Here is a 20,237-nt window from a genome sequence, read left to right on the forward strand (position 1 = left end):
CTATTTGAAACTAAAAACGCGCCCATAGGCGCGTTTTTTTATGCTGCTTTAACCTTACCCCGCTAACCACATTGGCAAGGCTAAGGAGACTTGCGGAACAAATGTAGTGAGCACTAAGGCGACCAAAATAGCGATGTAAAACGGCCATATCGATTTTACTGCTGATTCCATCGGCACCTTACCCACCGCGCAGCCCACAAATAAACATGCGCCTACCGGTGGCGTGCATAAACCTAGCCCTAAGTTCATCATTAAAATCATGCCAAACTGCAAAGGGTCGATACCTAATGATTGCGCCACAGGCAAAAATATTGGCGTACAAATCAATATCAACGCTGCCATGTCCATCACCATACCTAACAGCAATAACATCAGGTTAATCAGCAAAATGATCACTATCGGGTTATCGGAAATACCACTAAGAAAATCAATCATTTTGCTCGGCACTTGGAAGTAAGTAAGCATGTAAGCAAAGGCTGCTGCGCAGGCAATTAGCACCATCACCATCGAGGTGGTTTTCACCGAGTTAACCACCGCCGTTTTAAACTTGTCCCAGGTAAGTTGACGATAAACCACTACTGTAACCACCAGCGCGTAAATAGTGCCAAAGGCGCCAGATTCAGTCACCGTAAATACGCCCGACAATACCCCGCCCACAATAATTACTGCAGTAAGCAAACCCGGTAAGGCCACGACAAAGTGAGTAAACAGCACCACAAAACCGGGGAATTTTTCCGCTGAATAGCCGCGTTTTACCGCAACGATATAAGCGGTAATTGCTAAACATACACACATTAATACGCCAGGCACGACGCCGGCTAAAAACAGCTGGGAGATAGAAATACCACCGCCGGCTGCCACTGCATACAAAATCATATTGTGGCTAGGCGGGATCATAATGCCGGCAATCGAAGACGTTACCGTTACATTCACTGCATAGTCTTCGTCGTAACCTTTCTTCTTCATTACTGGAATGAGGATCGAGCCTAATGCAGAGATATCGGCCACCGCCGAACCCGAAATGCCGCCAAATAACATTGAAGACATAACATTCACTACACCTAAGCCGCCACGCACCGCTCCAACCGCCGAAGACGCAAAACGCACTAAGCGCATGGCAATACCGCCATGAAACATCAATTCACCAGCAAAAATAAAAAACGGGATAGCCATTAAAGAAAACACGCTAATGCCAGCGGTAATCCGCTGAAACGCAATTAGCAGCGGTAATCCTTCGTAAGCAAAAGCAGAGACCGCAGCAATGCCTAAAGCAAACGCCACTGGCGTGCCAATAATCACCCCAATTACAAACACAGCCATCAAAATAACTAAACCCATAACCTAATCCTTTAGTACCGCAAGCGCATAAGGGCCGCTTTTACCCGATGAAATAAATGAATGAGATGACCAATTGAATAGAGCAACACCAAGCCGCCACACAGCATAATGGGAATTGCTCTAATCCCTTCAGGCACACCCAGCAAGGGGATGTCAGAACCCCACTTAAACAGCATTAGTTGATAACTGTTTACCATCATTACGCAGCCAAATATGGCCAGAGAAAGTTGCGAAATTAGCTGGAATAGCTGCTGCAACCAAAAGGGGCTGCGGTCGTAAAAAAAAGACACGCCCAAGTGAGTGTTTTTATGAATACCAACCGAGGCTCCTAAAAATGCAATCAGCACCACCAGCAACAGCGATAGTTGCTCTACCCAAGTGGGTGTGGAGTTAAGCACATATCGGCCAAACACCAACCAGCCAAAAGTTAGTGTTAGCACCACTAAAGCAATCCCTGCCACTAACAAGCTAAGCTGGCTTAAGTAATCAAGAAACCGATCGTAGCGCGAGCGCTTAAGCGCATCAGCTTGCTCAAACATAAGCACCTCTAAATAACAAAAAAGCACCACCCTCAATCAAATCACTGATTAAAGGTGGCGACGAGAACTCGATTACTTAGTGTTTTTAATCAACATAACCAAAGGTTTAAGCTCTGGGTTCTCACCCAAATACTTGTCATACACTGGTTGCATCGCTAATTGGAAAGGTTCTTTTTCGCTAATTTCGTTTAGCTTAACGCCAGCTTTAACGACCTTGTCTCGGCTAAATGCTTCGCGTTGCGCCCACAAATCTCGCTGCACTTGAGCAGACTCTTGCGCTGCTTCTATTAACATTTGCTGCTGCGCCTCTGGCAGACGTCGGAATGCACTGGCATTTACACATAGGCACTGGGGAATAATTAGATGTTGTGATAACGAGTAGTAACCGGCCACTTCAAAATGTCCCATCGATTCATATTCAGGCCATCCATTTTCGGCACCATCAACAACACCGGTTTTAAGCGACTGATACACTTCTGCATAAGCAATTGGAGAAGGGTTGCCACCTAGCGCCGACACCATGCCAGAATACAAATCATTGTTCATCACCCGCACTTTCATGCCGGTAATATCTGCAGGTTGAGTAATCGGTTTTTTGGAGTTATAAAACGAGCGCGCTCCTGCGTCGTACCAAGCTAAGCTAATTAAGCCTTTTTTCTCCATAGCGGCATTAATTTGATCGCCTACTGCACCGTCCATCGCTTTGTGCATATGGGCGACATCGTCAAATACAAAAGGTAGCGATAATACATTAGCCTCTTTCACTATCGGGCCAATAGGGCCAAGGCTAAAGTTGCCAATTTCTAAGCCGCCAATGCGCACTTGTTCAATAGCGTCGGGTTGATTGCCTAATACGCCAGCATGGTACATTTTAATACTAAAATCGCCGTTGGATTTCTGCTCGACCAACTCAGCAAATTTATCCATGCCCACGGTGTTTGGGTAACCCGCCTTGTGAATATTCCAGCCTTTCCACTCTGTAGCCTGTGCGCTAACACTTAAGCCTAGTGCCAAACTTAGTAAACTAGCCGAAAGTAACGCTTTGTTACGCTGTTTCATGTCCCGTCTCCAAATCATCCATAATTCACGCGCGCACAATCCAAACCTTGGAACAGCTGAGCGAGCCGCATAGATTGGCAATGCCAATCACTAGGGTCTGTTGATCTTTGCTGATGGTTTTTGCAGCAATTTATTAGCCATTTAGGCAAGGCAGTGAGTGTGCAGTTAAGTGGGCTTAATAATCACTCGCTAACGCTGAATAAATGGCTAAGAAATGCTGCCCGAAGGGTTCGAATAAGCGAACTTTACTCTTTGTTAAGCACTTCTTACTTAGCCCACTAGGCTTCTAAGTGCTCGCCGCGATTAAAGCCCGCTTATCTCGAACAAAATTTCAACACCAAAGAACAACAGACCCTGGTAATACAATATTGCTAATGATTAGATTTTAGACAAGCTGGATAGCAAATATTTATAAAGTAAATGCGAACAACACATCAAATAGACGAAAGGAGTAGAAGAGTAATAGCTAAACTAAGAGCCACGCCACAGATTAGTATTACTTTATGATGTAAAGAAATTTAATCGGCTAGTTATCGGGATACACCACCATCCCTAAACTTTCTATTAAGGCCTCCATTTGCCAGCTAAAAATCTTTACCCCAGACAAATCTACCTGGCGTATATCAATACCGGCAATATCAGCATCACGTAAATCAGCTTGAAACAACTGTAAACCTTGATACGTGCTTGGCGAAAATATGCTAGCGCTAAGATTGGCGCCCTCAAGGTTTACTCGGTTTAACACCGCTTCACTCAAGTTACAGCCATGTAAATCACACTTAGCTAAGTTAACCCCTTCAAAATCGCTCAAACTAAAGTTGCTATGGCTAAGATTGGCAGCACTAAATACTACTTTTCTGCTCACGGCCTTGGAGAAGTCGGCAAACTCAAAGCGGCAGCCTTGCGCATGACAGTGCTCAATCACAACATCAAATAACTCTGCTCGGCTAAAGTTAGCAGTAGAAATATCGCAGGCCTTAAACTCGGCTTGGCAAAGGTCTGCACCACTAAAGTCACAAGCGCGCTGGCGTTTTCGGTCGTATAAGCTGCAGTTAATAAATCGGCTTGCAGTTAAAACCGCCCCACTAAAATTACAATTAAACAGCTGGCAACGTTCTAAACTCAGCTCGGTTAAATTCGCTTCACTAAAATCGCAATCCACAAAAATACACTGGCTAAAGCTAAGGTTAGCTTGCTCAAGCATGCTCCAGTCTAATTCACAGAATTGACGATGCTCAACTAAGCCCTCGTTATCACTTGGCTCGAACAGATATTCGACAGGCTGTTTGGCTGCCAACAGGGTGGTAGGTTCTGTCATAGCGATGCTTCCTTATGCTGCAGGCTTAGCTTTGCGTGAGGTCTTTTTGGCTGAACTTCCTGCGCGCTTGGTATAGCTTCGGCTGCCGCCTTTATTGTTAGTTCGCTTTTTTCGATAAGCTTTATTGCCTGCAGGTTTAGCCAAACCCGCAAAAGCCTGTGCGTTAACACTGGCACTCTGCTCAACCAATTGGCTCAGCTGGCCTTGCATGCCTTGCATAAAACCTTGGTAACTTTGGGCTTTTTGACTAATGGCATTAAGCTGGGTTTCCCAGTGGGCGGTCATGTCTGGCCAAGTGCACAACGCAGGGAGCGCATTGATTAATGCCTTGCCACTGTCACTGGCGTGAATTTGTTTGGCTTGACGCAGTAAAAAGCCACGCTTAAATAACAGTTCAAGAATGCCTGCTCGCGTAGCTTCGGTGCCTAAGCCATCGGTATCTTTTAACACCGCTTTTAAGCTGGGATTTTGCACGTATTTAGCAATACCGGTCATAGCGGCTAGCAAGGTGGCATCGGTAAAGGCTTTTGGAGGCTGGGTTTGTTTATCTAGTACTTTAGCATCCACACACTGCAGCACTTGCCCTTGCTTTAGCGGCGGCAGAGTAGCCATGTCTTCTGCCGACTTTTTCTGCGGAAACAATGCCTTCCAACCTAGCTCTTTAATCTGGTTAGCGGTGGCTTTAAAGTGCCCATCGGCAATAACAATATTGGCCTCGGTATGGGCGTACTGATAATGCGGATAAAATTGCAGTAGATATTGGCGGGCAATCAGCTCATACACATTGCGTTCGGCCTCACCTAATTTCGCCACTGCATAACGTTTTTCGGTAGGAATAATCGCATGGTGGGCATCAACTTTAGCATCATTCCAAGCCTTGCTGCGTTTAGTTAAATCGGCGTCTACACAGGCCTTTTCTAAGTGCTGACTATTAGCCTGAATAGCAGCTACCACCTTAGGCGCTTCTGCATGATGCTGTTTGGGTAAATAACGGCTGTCGGAGCGAGGGTAAGTAATTAAGTTATGTCGTTCGTACAAACCCTGACATATATCCAAAACCTGTTTGGCGCTATAAGCAAAACGTTTGGCTGCATCAATTTGCAAACTGGATAAATTGTAAGGCAGCAGTGGCGCTTGTTGTTTATCTTGCTGTTTAAGTGATTGCACCAAGCCCGCTTGCTGATTCACTCGTTTAACCACATGCTCTGCTAAAGGCCGGCTAAGCACCCGCCCTTCATCATCTTGATAAGGTTCGCAAGCTTCACTAGGTTGCCACAGCGCGGTAAAAGCTTCTGCTTGCTCGGTGTGCAGATGGGCTTCTACTTGGTAATAGGGGCGACTAACAAATTCGGCGATCTCTTGGTCACGCCGTACCACTAAACCCAAAATAGGGGTTTGTACTCGCCCAACCGACAGAACTCCTGAGTAACCTTGCTGCTGGCCTTTTAGGGTATAGGCGCGAGTTAGGTTAATGCCATATAACCAATCGGCGCGCGAGCGGGCCAATGCAGAGGTAGAAAGTGCTGAGAACTCTTGATTGGATTTTAGCTGTTTTAAGGCGCGACTTACTGCCGCTGGGTTTAAATCACTAATCAACAAGCGCTGGCATTGCTGTTTAAGTGCCACTTTGGCTTTGCTGTGTTCAATCACTAAATCCACCAGTAATTGGCCTTCACGGTCTGGATCACCTGCATGTACAATACTGCTGGCTTGTTTCACTAAGCTTTTAATCGCTTTAAGCTGCGAAGCGGTTTTAGATTTGGCTTTCCACTGCCATTTGTCGGGGAAAATAGGTAAGTGTTCTAAGCGCCATTGCTTAAATTTGGCGTCGTAATGTTCTGGTTCGGCTTGCTCCAACAAGTGACCAATGCACCAAGTAACGCAATCGCCATTGGCCAGCTGAATATAGCCATTATGCTTTTGTTGAGGTTTAGGCAATACCGCGGCGATGGCGCGAGCAAGGCTGGGTTTTTCGGCAATATATAAACGCAATGGACTACAACAACTGTGATTTTATACAGTTATTGTAGTCACTTTTAACACTTAGCCAAGCATTTGTTGGCTAAGTTTGAGGGTAGCAGCCACATTTTTAGCAGAGACAAATAGGTTTTGCTCGGCTTCGCTTAATGCTTGAGAAAGATCGCAAGGCCCCGGCACTACCGAAAATACCGCATCAATTCCGTGTTCATGCACCACTTCATAACCGGGCAGCATCGCCCCCGCTAAAGCAATCACCGGCACCTCAAACTGCATGGCTATTTGCGCTGCGCCATAGGGGGTTTTACCGGCAATGGTTTGGCTATCAATTCGCCCTTCACCGGTGATCAATAAATCCGCCCCTTCTAAACTAGCCGCTAAGTCCACGGCTTCGGTAACAATTTGCACACCGGGGCGTAATTCAGCCTGCATAAATGCCAGTAAGGCTGCGCCCATACCACCAGCAGCGCCACTGCCAGCAACATGCATAATATCAATACCAAATTGGCTAAATACTACCGAAGAAAAGCGGCCTAAAGCGGCATCAAGCTGGCGAATCATCTCGGGGCTTGCGCCCTTTTGTGGGCCAAACACCGCACTAGCACCGTGTTCGCCACACAGTGGATTGTCTACATCACAGGCTACTTCAATGTCTACATCGGCTAAGCGAGGATCTAAGCCCGAGATATCAATGCTTTCTAAATCAATTAACTCGGCACCACCACGTTTTAAGGGCTTGTTGAATTTGTCATAGAACTGCGCGCCTAAGGCTTGCAACATACCTACACCAGCATCGTTAGTTGCACTGCCACCCAAACCAATAATTAGCTTACTTGCCCCAGCATCTAAGGCGGCGCTAATCAGCTCGCCAGTTCCATAGCTAGAGGTTTTACGCGGATCTCGCAAGGCCGGTTCAACAAGGTGCAAACCTGAGGCTGCGGCCATTTCAATTACCGCGGTTTGCTTGTCACCTAATACACCAAAAAAAGCTTCAACTTGATTACCACGTGGCCCGGCGGCCAACACTGGCATGATTTGCCCATTGGTGGCATCCACCATGGCTTGCACGGTACCTTCGCCACCATCGGCCAAAGGCACCTTGCAATATTCGGCATCGGGAAATACTTGCTGGAAGCCTTGTTCTATCATCTCGGCCGCTTCCATGGCGCTTAGGCTTTCTTTAAATGAATCGGGCGCAATTACTATCTTCATCGGCTTTCCTTTTCAATCTATAGGCTGGCTGCAAGTTACTGCTGGGGCAGACAATCTTGGGTATAACTGCGGATCTGCTCACTCAGTTGTTTCATTAACTTACCTGCTAATTGCCAGTGATGCCAGTACAACGGCACCCTAACTTGTAGGCTAGGTGTAAGGTTAATTAAACTTCCATCATCCAGATGTTTAGCCACTTGCAATCTTGAGTTAAGGCTATAGGCACCACTGGCTAAAGCCAGCTCCATAAAGGCTTCAGAAGAGCGTACTGTGTGGCAAGGGTACTGCCCTGGGCTTAAAGAAAAATGCTCTAACAAAAATTGAATATGCATATCATCGTGCTGGTCAAACGACATGCCCGGTGCATGGCTTAAGCTGTCTCTGTTCACTCCCTTTGGAAAAAATCGCTGCACAAAATCAGGTGTAGCCACACACAAATATTCCATGTAGCCCAAGAAGTGACTATCACTACCAGCAACAGGTGTTGCATGACTAGTGACACAGGCTAACACCTCACCACTGCGCATGCGTTGCCAAGTGCGCGATTCATCCTCAACGTATAAATTCATCTCTACTCGTTGCTGTTGCAAGGTAGGTGTAAGTGCCGGAATTAGCCAGCTAGCAAGGCTGTCGGCATTAACCGCTAAGGGCAAAGCCTGCACCCGAGTTTCATCTACATTAAGCTGATTAACTAGCTCAGTTTCTAGCTGTACTACGCGCTGATAATGCCCCAACAATTGCTGGCCTAACTCTGTAGGCATAAGCGGCTGAGAGCGAATTAACAAAGGTTGGCCCACTTGGCTCTCTAGCGCTTTAATCCGCTGAGAAATAGCCGACTGAGTAAGATGCAAACGTTGAGCGGCTCGTTCAAAACTCTGCTCACTTAACACCGAGTCCAAGGCTTTTAACAACTTATAATCAATATCACTCAGCTTCATTAGTAAAACTTATCTAGCATTAAAATTATTAGATATATTAAAGCAGATCTTATGGTTATAGTCCTGCCATTGTTTTTGACGAGCTTAACTAATGATTGCGACTTACTTCACCGGCCTTAGCTTAATGGCAACTCTGATCATGCCCATCGGCATGCAAAATGCGTTTGTATTAAACCAAGGCATTCGTCGTCGCCATCACTTGTTAGTGGCAAGCTTTTGCTCATTGGCCGATGTGTTTTTCATGTGTTTAGGGGTGTGGGGCGGCGCCAAACTGTTTAGCGCCTACCCTTGGTTGTTGTACACCATTAGCATACTAGGCGCTGGCTTTATGATGATGTATGGCTTTCAGTGTTTACAACGCGCTTGGCGGGGTGAAAGCAGCTTGGAGCAAGGTGAAGCTAAACATGAAGTAAAAGCGATTATTCTGGCCTGCTGCGCCTTTACCTTTTTAAACCCCCATGTCTACATCGATACAATCGTAATCTTGGGTGGATTTGCCGCTAACATTAGCGTGGAACAGCGGCCTATGTTTGTCGCCGGCGGAGTGAGTGCTTCATTTTTGTGGTTCTTTGGTTTAGCACTATTAGGAGCTAAATTAGCCCCTTGGTTAGCCAAGCCGCGCGCCCAGCAAGTTATTGACAGCTTAATTGGTTTAATGATGTTTGGTTTAGCCATTTACTTGCTCAAGTTTGTATTTGGCTAAATTTGATAGTTCTCCCGCTTGCCAATGTCGTAGTGCATTGGCTGGCGACATTTCTGGTAAGCAATATAGATAGCCAACGCTGCAATGCTCAATAACAACAAACCACGCAAGCTTAACCAAGGGCCAAAACGCAATAGGTAGTCAACAATTAACAAGCCGCCCAACCAACGTAGCCAGCCTAATTGAAAACAAAAGCTCTCTTTAAATGCCAAGGCACCTACCACCAAGTAGAAACAAGCCAGCGCGGCATGAGAAAGCACCGGCCAATGCCACAGGTAAAATGCCATTGCTAACCATAGCCCCAGCCACGCAGCCCCTTGCACCAAATAACGAATAGCTTTGCTATATAAGTGTAAATTAAAGGCTTGTAATGCAATGGCTGCAGCCAATAACCACAAGGGCTGCCACATCACACTAAGCACCAAGGCTTTATAGGCCGCAGCAGCAAAACTAAAACACAGTAATAACCAACCAACACGATAGAGGCTCACGCTAATTCTATCGATAGTATCTAGCTGTTCTTGATGCCCTACATCGGCCATGGCGTCACTCCTTTACTGCTATTAACGAGTTAGTGTGATTGGTATCAATGCCTACTTAAGTCTCTGGCTAAAATTAGCGCCAAGCCAATAATTTGCAGAAACAAAGCTAAGTTACGTAGGCTAGAGATCCAGCCCATTTGCTCGGTGTAATCATCCATCAAATCGAGATTTTGCAAATACCAATTATCAATTCGATTACGTTGTTGATCTTGGGCTTTAGCGATCTGGTCATCTAAGAGTGGAAGATTCTCTAGATCAAGAGGAGACAACGACGCCATATCTAACCAATATTTTAAATCGTTTTGCAGCAAAGCTTGAACTTGGGACGGAATGGTTTGCTGATTGTGAGCAGCACTGGTGAGTAAACTTAAAATAAGCTCACGTTTGCGTTCTAAAGCATCTATTTGCAACCAAGTTTGTCTAATTAGGTTATCGTTGGCGGTTTGTTGCTGTACCAATTTGTGGGCGTCTTGGCTGACTCGGTCGATATAAAAATTGGTCATTAGCGCAGCCACCACATTGAATAGCAATCCAATAGAAACTAACACTTGCGTACGTGTGATTGACCAAGCCATAACCCTTTCCCTTCGCCACTAAGAAGCTCACGCTAAGATACAACAAGCACCTCTGCTAGCTGCCCGCTTAGTTGCTTAGCGGCCTTGTTACTTAGAACCTATCAACTAAGACCTGCTTTAAGCGGTTTGCATTTCTTACCTTCGCTTGAGCTTAAGTATGGTTAGGGCTTTGATTTATTACTAGGGCCTGTTACTTAGCGCATTTTTGATTTACGCGCGGCAAACACTTGTCGAGGTGAAAAGCCGGTGACTAAGGCGGTCCCCAACAGAATAACCATGGTGCCCACGACTGTGCTCCAACCAATGCTTTCTTGCAAAAACACACTGCCCCAGAAAATGCCAAAAATAGGAATTAAGAAAGTAACCGTTAACGCCGACGATGCACCAACATCACTAATTAAGCGATAGTAGAGTAAGTAAGCCACCCCGCTACACACCACACCTAAAAACACTACCGACAACAACAAAGAACTGCTTGGTGTTTCAACGACCGGAAAAAACAACAAGGTGGGCAATACCAAAATGGTTGACGCCCACATGCCACCATGCGCATTGGCAAAAGGCTCAACCGATTTCGCCGAGTGTGCATAACTACTGGCAATGCCATAACACACTGCCGCGCCAATAGACGCAGCAATAGCCAATTTAGCGCCAGGCTCGAGGCTGGCATTATCAAACCCCACTAAAATAGCGACGCCCACTACACCAATCAGTAAGCCACAGACCTTTTTCACCGGTAACGCTTGGCGCAGCCATAAAGCAGAAATTATAGCCCCCCATATTGGTGCGGTGGCATTAAGAATAGACAGCAAAGAAGCCGACAAAGTTTGCGCTGCATAGGCCAGCAATAAAAATGGCAGGGCGGAGTTGAAAAAGCCCAAGATGAAGTAGTGCCGCCAGTGCTGTATAAGCTGCAGTTTCTTTTTTAAGAAATAGCCCACAACCAATAGAAACAATGCCGCAAAACCCACCCGCAACTCAATCAGCATGGCGGGGCCAAGCACTGGCGCAGCAATACGCATAAACAAAAACGAACTTCCCCAAATCGCCGAGAGCAACAACAAGCGAATAACACTGGCTAGTTCCATTTAGCTTCCCTAATCCTTAAATCAAAAATGCAGTGTGCAACAAACTAAATTAACAAGCGACCCGATAATTGCTCACAACAAAAAAAAAGCCACCCAAGGGTGGCTTTTAGCAAGTAAGCAAACAGCTTAGCGAGCGGCTTTAATATGGTCAGCAATTAAGAATGCCAATTCCAAAGCTTGGTCTGCATTTAAGCGTGGGTCACAGTAGGTGTGGTAACGCTGGGCTAAATCATGTTCAGTGATCTGGAAAGCACCACCGACACATTCGGTCACGTTGCGGCCAGTCATTTCAAAGTGAACACCACCCGCGTAGGTGCCTTCGGCTTTATGAATTTGGAAGAACTGCTGAACTTCACGTAGTACGTCATCTACGCGGCGCGTTTTGTAACCATTTGGCGCTTTAATGGTATTGCCGTGCATTGGATCTGAGCTCCACACCACGTTTTTACCTTCGCGCTCAACCGCTTGAATTAATGCAGGTAAGTGGTCTGCCACTTTATCTGCGCCCATACGTACGATTAAGTTCAAACGACCTGCTTCGTTATTCGGGTTAATAATATCGATAATGCGTAATAGCTCTTCTGGGTCAGTAGTAGGACCGGCTTTGAGGCCAATCGCATTTTCTACGCCACGTAAGAACTCGATGTGAGCATGGTCGATTTGACGAGTACGATCACCAATCCATAACATGTGCGCCGAACAGTCGTACCACTTACCAGTAAGGCTGTCACAACGTGTTAAAGCTTGCTCGTAAGGAAGCAACAAAGCTTCGTGCGAAGTGTACAAGTTGGTTTCACGCAACTGAGGCGCGGTAGCTGGGTTAATACCACAGGCGCTCATAAAGGCCAGTGACTCTTCAATGCTGCCAGCTAAAGCTTCGTAACGCTCACCTAGTGGGCTTTTCTTAATAAAGTCCAAGTTCCATTTATGTACTTGGTTTAAATCGGCTAAACCACCTTGAGCAAAGGCACGTAGCAAGTTCAAGGTTGAAGTTGATTGGTTGTAAGCTTCGATCATACGCTGCGGATCAGGCACACGACTTTTCTCGTTGAAGTCGATGGCGTTGATGATGTCACCACGGTAAGAAGGCCAGCTTTCACCATTAATGGTTTCCATGTCTTCACTACGCGGCTTAGCAAACTGGCCAGCAATACGGCCAATTTTAACCACTGGTTTTTGACCACCAAAGGTTAACACCACTGCCATTTGCATTAGCGCTTTAAAGGTATCGCGAATATGACTGGTACGGAACTCATCAAAACTCTCAGCACAATCACCACCTTGTAGTAAAAATGCTTCACCCTTGGCTACTTTGGCTAAGTCTTCACGTAAAGCGCGTGCTTCACCAGCAAAAACTAGCGGCGGCTGATCAGCCAAATACTTCTCGGTTTGTTGAAGCTTTTCTTGATCAGGGTAAGTAGGTAATTGTTTTACTGGTTTGTCTCTCCAGCTTGAGGGTGTCCATTGCGTCATGTTGCGTTCCCGAGAGTGCTCTAAAAACTCCCATAATAGGCATTCTAGAGCGCATGAAAAGCGCTAATTTTAGTTTTTTTATGCGAGCTTAATTTTTTATTACTTCAGCGCAACAATAAAACGTAAATAACAACAAAAAAAAACAACTGAAACAGCTCACATTTTCATACAAATCTACGCTTTGGCCCATAGGGAGGGCACGGCATATTTGTTAGCATGATCAACAAGATAACCACTTCTATGAAACCTATGAAACAAGCATCAGCAACCTTAAAAGACGTAGCCAAAGTAGCAGGCGTATCTCATCAAACGGTAGCTCGCGTGGTGAGAAAGTCACCCAAAGTTGCTGAAAAGACACGTATTAAAGTTGAGAAAGCCATTGCCGACTCTGGCTACTTGCCAAATCGCATGGCTCAACAATTGGCGCGTCGCAAGTCTCTCACCTTAGGATTTGTCTCAATTGATATCTCCTTACACGCTATTTCTAAAATTGCAGAAGGCATTCGTAAAGAAGCAGCGAAGCAAGGTTTCACCTTATCAATCTCAACCATGAATGAGCTAAATCCAGATGCTTGCAACCAAGCTATCGACGAACTGCTTGGTCAACAGGTTGATGGGTTGATCATCAATACTTCGGTGACCCACACGATGATCAAACAGATTCTAGAACGCGGTAATTTGCCCCCTTGCATCTTCATCGACTTTGATAAAACCAGCGAAGCCTTGCAGGTATCTCATGATCAAGTTGGCGGGGCTAGCCTCGCTGCGCAGCACCTTATCGATTTAGGCCATACTAAGATTGCCCTAATAAACGGTGCCGAAGACACCTGTGTGGCTCATTGGCGTGAAACAGGTTGGTTCAACACCTTAGAAAATGCCGGGCTTAAACCAGTACATACCATTCATGGTAAATGGAATGCTCGTAGCGGTTATCAAGCTACGATAAATTTGCTAGATGCTGGCCACGATTTTACAGCGTTACTGGTAGCTAATGATGAGATGTGTTTAGGTGTGTTACGCGCCCTCAATGAGCGCCACATTAAAGTGCCAGAAGATATATCAGTAGTGGGCTTTGATAACCACGAAGACAGTGAGTTTTACAATCCACCGCTTACCACTGTTGCGCAAGACTGCCTAGAACTGGGCGAAAAATCAGTAAGTTTATTGATGCAGCAAATGAAAGAGCAAGCACCCGAGCAAGCACAAGTGTTATTGCCAACTCACTTGGTGCAACGCCAAAGCACAGCGCCAGTTAAATCTTAAGATCTTTAGCGAAGGCCTTAGTGCTTAACTAAGGCTGTTTCATTGGCAAACGGCGGCTACGTTTTGTGTGCTCGCCATATACACGCGCCCAAACTAAGTTGTTCAAATTGAGCCTTAAACGAAGAATTTAACGGGCTACAAGCATACAAACCAAACTTGACCGAACAAGTTGCAGCAGCCGGCGGTTCGCTTTGCTCCGCTGAGGTAGCCCCAAGTTGATGCAAATGAAAAATCCGCATTTGCTGATAGTTAACTCCGTCTTTAGCGTACTCAATTAAAAAGTCTGGTCCACGACGGCTTAAGCGATACCAAATGTGTTGTGGAGTAGCGATGTCTGTCGTGGCCCAATCGGAATAACCTAAGTTAGTGACCACCGATCCCAGCCGCGATAAGTTAGCTGTTTCATACTCAATAGAAGCTTTAAACCAGTTCTCGTCGTTGAGGTAAATAATCACCCCAGCTTGGTCAAACTGAGCTTGATAATTAAAGCTTACCTTCACGCTCAGGCTAAAGTTGTCTGCTCGCTCAATCAATAGTGCCGGTGCATTGTCATTGCGAAAACCATAATAGGAGCGCTGCCAGAAATCGGTATTGGCTTCAGTTTCGATCACTAACTGGGTTTCGTCTAAAACAAATTGCTTAGGGCGGTTAATCCATTGCCCTTGTGAAAAGTCTTTCATCATTTCACTCCTGCTGGCTTAGGCCCTTGGCGAATAGCGCGCTAGCTTGTGTTGTAAGCTTCGCTTAACCGTAGGCCACTCATGATTAGTAATTGAAAACACCACCGTGTCACGATAACACCCTTGATCATCCACACTATGGTTACGCAAAACGCCATCTTGTTTCGCACCTAAACGGGCAATCGCCGCGCGCGATGCTTGGTTATGCCAGTGGGTTCTAAATTCTACTGCAATCGAATCAAGCTGCTCAAATGCGTAGCCTAACAGCAGCAACTTACATTGAGTATTTACCGCCGAACGCTGGTAACTTTTAGCGTACCAGGTATAGCCAATTTCCAAGCCTTTATTCACCACATCGGCATTGCAAAAACGGGTTGCACCAATCAATTTATTTGAGTGTTTATCCAGCACTACAAAGGGCAAAGCCACACCTTGCTGCTTTTGCAACAAAGCACTATCTAAATACGCATCAATGTTGCTGGCGTTAGGCACGCTGGTATACCACAGCTTACTCAAATTGCCATCGGCCTCGGCGCTGAGTAAGGCATCTCGATGACTTGGTAACAAAGGGCTAAGCAATACATCATCACTGGCTAACTCGGTTTCGATTAAGTAAGACTGTTGGCTCATCGCGCATTCCAAATTGGCTATTTAGTACAGCTCAGATTAATACGCAAGCAGATGAATAGAAAGCAAAAAGTGTGGTTAAAAATCAAACTACAGGCGCTGTTGTTTTGACTACACTTAAGCGTAGTGATTGCAGCACCGTTACTCTCTATTGTTGGCTGCAACAAGCAAACTTTCACAACAAACTAAGGATCATTATGGGCATCATTATTTGGTTACTGATTGGCGCGGTAGCGGGTTGGTTAGCCGGCAATATTATGAAAGGCGGCGGCTTTGGTGTAGTGGGCAATATTGTAGTGGGTATTGTTGGTTCGGTAATTGGGGGCTTTGTCTTTGGTTTACTGGGCTTTGGCAGTACCAGTATGTTGGGTTCGCTGATTACCGCAGTAGTGGGCGCAGTTATATTGCTCTACATCGTGAGTATTGTGAAAAAATAAGCCGCAAAAAATGAAACAAAAAAGCCAGCTAATAAGCTGGCTTTTTTTGTTACTTAAGACTTGATTAACCTTTCACAGCACCTGCTGTTAGGCCGTCGATCAACTTACGAGAAGTCATCACAAACAAGATCATTAATGGCACTACCGCAATCGCGGCACCGGCACAAATTGCACCCCAAGGTACCTGACCTGTACCTTGCAGCGCACGTAGTGCTAGCGGCACGGTAAACATCTTCATGTCGTTCATTACAACCAATGGGCCCATGAAGTTGTTCCACTGACCAATAAAGGTAATAAGACCAAGCGTACCAAAGGCTGGTGTAATAAGCGGAACCACTACACGCCAGTAAATAGCAAACTCGTTACAACCATCCATACGAGCCGCTTCAATAAGCTCTTTTGGAATCGCACTTGAGATGAACTGACGCATCATAAAGATACCCATTGCACCACAAGCCATTGGAATGTAAAGCGCACGTGGTTGGTTCATCCATTCCAGCTTAGACATAATCAAAGCGGTTGGAATCATGCCCAAGAATGGAGGTAATAACATGGTGCCCATAATCAAAATGAACATTAAGTTACGGCCTTTGAACTCAAACATCGCAAATGCATAACCCGCCAACGAACAGAAGAATAAGTTCAATATAGTAGTAATTAACGCTACGTAGAAACTCAAACCAATGTTGTGCCAAAAGTACGGCAATGCGTCTAACAAAATACCTACGTTGTTAATGAACTCTCCACCAAACCACACTGGGGGTGGCACCGATAGAATCGATGAGTTGGTATGCGTTGCAAATACAAACATGAAGTAGAACGGGGCCAACATGATGATTGAGCCCATCCCCACGATGAAATAAGCAATGATATGGCTTTTAGTTAATTTATTCATAATTCGGTCCTACTTCTTCTCACCGAGCAATTTATTGTTACCCCAGGTGAGGAAGGCAATCAGAGCAAACAGAATCCAAGAGATAGCTGATGCAGTACCAAAGTCACCCTCTACGAACGCGGTAATGTACATGTGCATTGCAGCTGTTTTACCTGCTTGCTCAATACCACCGGTACCGCCAGTAATAATGAATGGTTCTTCAAACAACTGCAGGTTACCAATAATGGTTAAGGTTACTGCGAAGAACATCATCGGCTTAAGCATAGGTACAGTGATGTACCAGAATTGCTGCCAACGTTTAGCACCATCTACTGTTGCCGCTTCGTATAAATCTTTTGGAATGGTTTGCATTGCAGATAAGTACAATACCGTGTTCCACCCCACGTAGCGCCAGAACACTACGAAAGCAATCATCGTTTTAGTATATTCAGGTCGGTTCCAGTCAATATTGGCGGTTGGGAATAACCAAGCCAAAGGTTGAATGTCGCCTACTGTCCAGTTACCTGCCGAAGTGAACAGCATGTTAATCATGCCGAAGTCACGCGAGAACAAGGTAGTGAATACCAAAGAAATCGCCACCGACGAGGTAATGAAAGGTAAGAAGTACATACCCACTACCGTGTTACGGCTGCGTTTAAAGCTGGTATGTAAAAAATAAGCCAGTGGTATAGCTACTACGTGCTGGGGAATACCCGCAGCCAAGGCTATCCAAATCGTGTTGTAAACAGATGTTTGGAACCAATCATCGGTTAAGGTAAAGGTAAAGTTCTCGATACCTACCCATTCCATGGCGGCTAAACCAGCTGCCGGCTCCCAGTAATGAAACGATAGAAATAAAGAAAACAGTAAGGGAAATAACCCAAACACAGCAAAAATAACAAAAAATGGACTGACAAATACGTAAGGAGCCCACTTATAGCCACTAGCATTTAGTCGCTGCTTTAGGGTCCGCTTTCTAATTTTAACTACTGGTGGTCTTACGGCAGACTCGACAGAAGACATCTTTAACTCCCGACAAAAAGAAAGAGAGGGAGGCGAGCTCCCTCAGTGTTAATATTAACGTCTAGCGCGACGTTTGATTTGTTTCGCAGCGTCAGCTAACACAGTGTCGATGTCAGCGTCACGCTCTAGTACAGCTTCTAAAGCATCATTAATGATTTGCTCAGCAACTGGATCATGCTTGTGTACGTCCATTGCTGGAATACGGTCAGCAGCTTCTTTCCACTCTACGCGAGCCACTTGGCCGCCTAAGTACTCAATTGGTTGATTAACAAAATCATCGTTTTGAGCTTCAATAAGAGCAGGGAAAGCGTCTAAATCACGGAATGCAGCAATTTGCATTTCTTTGTTCATAGTCATGAACTTAATGAATTCCCAAGCTGCTTCTTTGTTTTTAGCTTTCTTAGGAATACCGTAGAATGAACCACCCCAGCTAGCGTATGCGCCTGCAGGTAGGTGAGAAGAGCGCCATAAGCCTTTACTTTCTGGTGCAATCCAACCGTTTAAGTGACCGCCTAACCAAGCACCCATCATTTGCGAAGCGATAGTGCCGCGACGTAGACCTTCGGTCCACTCAGAGCTCCATGCGCCTACTTGAGCATCGATACCTGCTTCACGAACCGCTTTCGCTAAACGGAATGCTTCTTTAAAGCGGTCTGACTCAACAGTGATAGAGTTATCTGCATCAAAGTAGATGCCTTGGCCGTCTTTTAGGCCACTGCGAATTACGATGTCTTTGATATCTGTCGCACTTGAAACAAGGTAAGAACCTGTTGCTTCTTTAATTTTCTTACCAGCTGCAATGTAAGAGTCCCAATCTTTAGTTAGGTCTGCTTTCGTTACACCTGCTTTTTCTAAGATATCTTCACGGTAGAACAATGCACCCGGGCCAATATCGGCTGGGATAGCAGCCAAAGTACCACTACCACCGGTAGCTAGTGGAACAGTGAACTTAGAGAATAGTTTTTCGTATTGCTCTGCGCTGTAAGGAGCGGCACGCAGATCTTCTAAGCCACCAGAAGCTGCAAAGCGGCCAATGTAGCCATATTCAATACCCATTACGTCAGGCAGGTTACCGCCAGTCGCAAGAGCAGTAGTCATTGCATTGTGGTGGTCACCATATGCAAGTGAAACTAATTTAATTTCTACTTCTGGGTGAAGCTTCTTGTATAGCGGAATTGCTGAGTTTACCGCTTGGTCAAAGCTTGGGAATGAAGCAACTGTTAGGGTAGTTTTTGCCCATGCTGACGTTGCGGTTAACGCCAGCGTGGTGCCTAGGGCTAACGCTACTGTTCCAAGTTTCTTTTTATTAAACATCCTATTCTCCTAAGTACATGAACTTTATTATTATTCAATGTCGCAATTGGCTAGTGCGCCTACGCTTTTACAAGCGCTGGGAGTAACTAGTTCATTTTTGGCAAGATTGCCTTTCCGGTTTCATTGTTAAACAAGTGGATCCGCGAGATATCGAAGAACAACTCCACTTTATCGTCCATATCAGCGTTTACATCATCAGCAATTGCCACTTCAGCAATAAAACGTGCACCATCCAGCTCACACTGCACGTGGTAGGTAGAACCAAGAAGCTCGACGCCGATAACATCAGCTTTCACGCTACCAATTGTTTCTGATTCAATAGAACGTTGATGTAGATACAGGTCACTTGGACGAATGCCCAAGGTACATACTTGGTTGTCTTCGCTGTACATCGCAGGTAAGTCGATGTGTTGGTCAGAGAATACCAAGCTTGATACTGTGCCAGCTTTTTTAATAGTTGCTGGGATCATATTCATTTCTGGTGCACCAATGAATGAAGCCACAAACTTGTTAGCTGGCTCTTCAAAGATTTGTTTTGGTGTACCGACTTGCTCAATGTAACCGTCTTTAAGAATCACGATGCGATCGGCCAAGGTCATAGCTTCTACTTGGTCGTGGGTTACATAGAGAGTAGTTGTGCCTAGCTTGTCGTGCAGGGTTTTAATCTCAGCACGCATAGAGCCACGAAGTTTGGCATCTAGGTTAGATAAAGGCTCATCGAATAAGAATACTTCTGGAGTACGTACCATTGCGCGGCCCATTGCCACACGCTGACGCTGACCACCAGATAACTCTTTTGGCTTACGTTGCAGCAATGGTGTTAGCTCCAACATGTCTGCCGCGTATTTAACACGCTTAGCAATCTCATCTTTTGCTACGCCGGTCATTTTCAAACCAAAGGCAATGTTTTGCTCAACGCTCATGTGTGGGTATAGCGCATAGCTTTGGAACACCATGGCGATGTTACGTTCCATTGGGTGTAGGTCGTTAACTAATTCATCGGCGATGAAAATCTCACCGTCTGAAATATCTTCCAAGCCAGCCAACATTCTTAGCGTTGTTGATTTACCGCAACCAGAAGGGCCAAGCAAAACCACAAACTCGCCATCATTAATGTGCAAGTCGAAGCTTTTCACTACTTCCGTTTTACCAAAACGTTTTTTCAAATTATTAAATGTAACTGCTGCCATGATGTTTCATTTCCATAAGTTTTAATGTGGAGAGGCGTTAATATGAGCCAACAGATTCGCTCCGTTT

At 45.5% G+C, this 20,237-nt stretch carries 20 protein-coding genes; 3 read left to right on the forward strand and 17 right to left on the reverse strand.

All coding sequences use genetic code 11. The annotated features are described in order from the left end of the window. Positions 1-54: 54 nt before the first annotated feature. From OAG1_RS19470 to OAG1_RS19500, 7 genes are all read right to left on the reverse strand, one after another. Complete coding sequence (locus OAG1_RS19470; protein WP_338622410.1) at positions 55-1,338, reverse strand: TRAP transporter large permease; 1,284 nt, start codon at positions 1,336-1,338, stop codon at positions 55-57. An 11-nt stretch (positions 1,339-1,349) separates the two neighbouring features. Continuing rightward, entirely contained in the window at positions 1,350-1,877 is a 528-nt protein-coding gene (locus OAG1_RS19475) for a TRAP transporter small permease (protein WP_338622411.1), read from the reverse strand. A 72-nt stretch (positions 1,878-1,949) separates the two neighbouring features. Next, positions 1,950-2,936 (reverse strand): TRAP transporter substrate-binding protein, encoded by a 987-nt coding sequence (locus OAG1_RS19480; RefSeq protein WP_221075067.1) that lies wholly within the window; start codon positions 2,934-2,936, stop codon positions 1,950-1,952. Positions 2,937-3,462: 526 nt separating this feature from the next. Then, positions 3,463-4,254, reverse strand: coding sequence for a pentapeptide repeat-containing protein (locus tag OAG1_RS19485; protein WP_338622412.1), 792 nt, complete (start codon positions 4,252-4,254; stop codon positions 3,463-3,465). Positions 4,255-4,266: 12 nt separating this feature from the next. Next, a complete protein-coding gene (locus OAG1_RS19490; protein ID WP_338622413.1) occupies positions 4,267-6,246 on the reverse strand; it encodes a DNA topoisomerase III in 1,980 nt (659 codons plus the stop codon). Positions 6,247-6,297: 51 nt separating this feature from the next. Further along, complete coding sequence (locus OAG1_RS19495; RefSeq protein ID WP_152783218.1) at positions 6,298-7,443, reverse strand: glycerate kinase; 1,146 nt, start codon at positions 7,441-7,443, stop codon at positions 6,298-6,300. A gap of 35 nt (positions 7,444-7,478) precedes the next feature. After that, positions 7,479-8,381, reverse strand: a complete 903-nt coding sequence (locus OAG1_RS19500; protein ID WP_338622414.1) for a LysR family transcriptional regulator ArgP — start codon at positions 8,379-8,381, stop codon at positions 7,479-7,481. Positions 8,382-8,472: 91 nt separating this feature from the next. On the opposite strand from OAG1_RS19500, the gene OAG1_RS19505 reads away from it, so the two are divergent. Continuing rightward, on the forward strand, positions 8,473-9,084 hold the full coding sequence (locus OAG1_RS19505; RefSeq protein WP_152783214.1) for a LysE/ArgO family amino acid transporter: 612 nt from the start codon (positions 8,473-8,475) through the stop codon (positions 9,082-9,084). Here the strand turns inward: OAG1_RS19505 and OAG1_RS19510 are convergent. From OAG1_RS19510 to OAG1_RS19525, 4 genes are all read right to left on the reverse strand, one after another. After that, on the reverse strand, positions 9,081-9,626 hold the full coding sequence (locus tag OAG1_RS19510; RefSeq protein ID WP_338622415.1) for a hypothetical protein: 546 nt from the start codon (positions 9,624-9,626) through the stop codon (positions 9,081-9,083). The genes OAG1_RS19505 and OAG1_RS19510 overlap by 4 nt on opposite strands. 44 nt (positions 9,627-9,670) lie before the next feature. Continuing rightward, positions 9,671-10,201 (reverse strand): hypothetical protein, encoded by a 531-nt coding sequence (locus tag OAG1_RS19515; protein ID WP_338622416.1) that lies wholly within the window; start codon positions 10,199-10,201, stop codon positions 9,671-9,673. A gap of 194 nt (positions 10,202-10,395) precedes the next feature. Further along, positions 10,396-11,289, reverse strand: a complete 894-nt coding sequence (locus OAG1_RS19520) for a DMT family transporter (RefSeq protein ID WP_338622417.1) — start codon at positions 11,287-11,289, stop codon at positions 10,396-10,398. A gap of 126 nt (positions 11,290-11,415) precedes the next feature. After that, the gene (locus OAG1_RS19525) at positions 11,416-12,762 is read right to left on the reverse strand and encodes a 3-deoxy-7-phosphoheptulonate synthase class II (RefSeq protein ID WP_152783206.1); all 1,347 of its coding nucleotides are present in this window, start codon (positions 12,760-12,762) and stop codon (positions 11,416-11,418) included. A 249-nt stretch (positions 12,763-13,011) separates the two neighbouring features. Here OAG1_RS19525 and OAG1_RS19530 point away from each other — a divergent pair, with 249 nt between their 5' ends. Continuing rightward, positions 13,012-14,025, forward strand: coding sequence for a LacI family DNA-binding transcriptional regulator (locus tag OAG1_RS19530; protein ID WP_338622418.1), 1,014 nt, complete (start codon positions 13,012-13,014; stop codon positions 14,023-14,025). 56 nt (positions 14,026-14,081) lie between these two features. Here OAG1_RS19530 and OAG1_RS19535 read toward each other — a convergent pair whose 3' ends face one another. Together OAG1_RS19535 and OAG1_RS19540 are read right to left on the reverse strand one after the other, a co-directional pair. Continuing rightward, entirely contained in the window at positions 14,082-14,708 is a 627-nt protein-coding gene (locus tag OAG1_RS19535) for a DUF1349 domain-containing protein (RefSeq protein ID WP_338622419.1), read from the reverse strand. A gap of 15 nt (positions 14,709-14,723) precedes the next feature. After that, positions 14,724-15,335: a GNAT family protein gene (locus OAG1_RS19540; protein WP_338622420.1), complete on the reverse strand. Its 612-nt coding sequence runs from the start codon at positions 15,333-15,335 to the stop codon at positions 14,724-14,726. Positions 15,336-15,529: 194 nt separating this feature from the next. Here OAG1_RS19540 and OAG1_RS19545 point away from each other — a divergent pair, with 194 nt between their 5' ends. Further along, positions 15,530-15,769, forward strand: a complete 240-nt coding sequence (locus tag OAG1_RS19545; RefSeq protein ID WP_040307223.1) for a GlsB/YeaQ/YmgE family stress response membrane protein — start codon at positions 15,530-15,532, stop codon at positions 15,767-15,769. 64 nt (positions 15,770-15,833) lie between these two features. On the opposite strand, the gene OAG1_RS19550 is transcribed toward OAG1_RS19545, so the two are convergent. From OAG1_RS19550 to ugpC, 4 genes are all read right to left on the reverse strand, one after another. Beyond that, a complete protein-coding gene (locus tag OAG1_RS19550) occupies positions 15,834-16,664 on the reverse strand; it encodes a carbohydrate ABC transporter permease (RefSeq protein ID WP_016401909.1) in 831 nt (276 codons plus the stop codon). Between the two features lie 9 nt (positions 16,665-16,673). Continuing rightward, complete coding sequence (locus tag OAG1_RS19555; RefSeq protein WP_152783200.1) at positions 16,674-17,666, reverse strand: sugar ABC transporter permease; 993 nt, start codon at positions 17,664-17,666, stop codon at positions 16,674-16,676. Between the two features lie 54 nt (positions 17,667-17,720). Continuing rightward, a complete protein-coding gene (locus OAG1_RS19560; RefSeq protein WP_016401912.1) occupies positions 17,721-18,980 on the reverse strand; it encodes an extracellular solute-binding protein in 1,260 nt (419 codons plus the stop codon). Positions 18,981-19,066: 86 nt separating this feature from the next. Then, positions 19,067-20,170: a sn-glycerol-3-phosphate ABC transporter ATP-binding protein UgpC gene (ugpC, locus tag OAG1_RS19565; protein ID WP_016401913.1), complete on the reverse strand. Its 1,104-nt coding sequence runs from the start codon at positions 20,168-20,170 to the stop codon at positions 19,067-19,069. Between the last annotated feature and the right edge of the window lie 67 nt (positions 20,171-20,237).

The sequence above is a fragment of the Agarivorans sp. OAG1 genome, from assembly GCF_037076485.1.
Lineage (GTDB): Bacteria > Pseudomonadota > Gammaproteobacteria > Enterobacterales > Celerinatantimonadaceae > Agarivorans > Agarivorans albus.

Bases quoted from the DNA above. Each gene is read 5' to 3' on its own strand.
- OAG1_RS19535 (WP_338622419.1), bottom strand. From the start codon at position 14,708: ATGATGAAAGACTTTTCACAAGGGCAATGGATTAACCGCCCTAAGCAA.
- ugpC (WP_016401913.1), bottom strand. From the start codon at position 20,170: ATGGCAGCAGTTACATTTAATAATTTGAAAAAACGTTTTGGTAAAACG.
- OAG1_RS19510 (WP_338622415.1), bottom strand. From the start codon at position 9,626: ATGGCCGATGTAGGGCATCAAGAACAGCTAGATACTATCGATAGAATT.
- OAG1_RS19500 (WP_338622414.1), bottom strand. From the start codon at position 8,381: ATGAAGCTGAGTGATATTGATTATAAGTTGTTAAAAGCCTTGGACTCG.
- OAG1_RS19470 (WP_338622410.1), bottom strand. From the start codon at position 1,338: ATGGGTTTAGTTATTTTGATGGCTGTGTTTGTAATTGGGGTGATTATT.
- OAG1_RS19515 (WP_338622416.1), bottom strand. From the start codon at position 10,201: ATGGCTTGGTCAATCACACGTACGCAAGTGTTAGTTTCTATTGGATTG.
- OAG1_RS19530 (WP_338622418.1), top strand. From the start codon at position 13,012: ATGAAACAAGCATCAGCAACCTTAAAAGACGTAGCCAAAGTAGCAGGC.
- OAG1_RS19495 (WP_152783218.1), bottom strand. From the start codon at position 7,443: ATGAAGATAGTAATTGCGCCCGATTCATTTAAAGAAAGCCTAAGCGCC.
- OAG1_RS19520 (WP_338622417.1), bottom strand. From the start codon at position 11,289: ATGGAACTAGCCAGTGTTATTCGCTTGTTGTTGCTCTCGGCGATTTGG.
- OAG1_RS19475 (WP_338622411.1), bottom strand. From the start codon at position 1,877: ATGTTTGAGCAAGCTGATGCGCTTAAGCGCTCGCGCTACGATCGGTTT.
- OAG1_RS19540 (WP_338622420.1), bottom strand. From the start codon at position 15,335: ATGAGCCAACAGTCTTACTTAATCGAAACCGAGTTAGCCAGTGATGAT.
- OAG1_RS19545 (WP_040307223.1), top strand. From the start codon at position 15,530: ATGGGCATCATTATTTGGTTACTGATTGGCGCGGTAGCGGGTTGGTTA.
- OAG1_RS19480 (WP_221075067.1), bottom strand. From the start codon at position 2,936: ATGAAACAGCGTAACAAAGCGTTACTTTCGGCTAGTTTACTAAGTTTG.
- OAG1_RS19505 (WP_152783214.1), top strand. From the start codon at position 8,473: ATGATTGCGACTTACTTCACCGGCCTTAGCTTAATGGCAACTCTGATC.
- OAG1_RS19550 (WP_016401909.1), bottom strand. From the start codon at position 16,664: ATGAATAAATTAACTAAAAGCCATATCATTGCTTATTTCATCGTGGGG.
- OAG1_RS19525 (WP_152783206.1), bottom strand. From the start codon at position 12,762: ATGACGCAATGGACACCCTCAAGCTGGAGAGACAAACCAGTAAAACAA.
- OAG1_RS19485 (WP_338622412.1), bottom strand. From the start codon at position 4,254: ATGACAGAACCTACCACCCTGTTGGCAGCCAAACAGCCTGTCGAATAT.
- OAG1_RS19560 (WP_016401912.1), bottom strand. From the start codon at position 18,980: ATGTTTAATAAAAAGAAACTTGGAACAGTAGCGTTAGCCCTAGGCACC.
- OAG1_RS19555 (WP_152783200.1), bottom strand. From the start codon at position 17,666: ATGTCTTCTGTCGAGTCTGCCGTAAGACCACCAGTAGTTAAAATTAGA.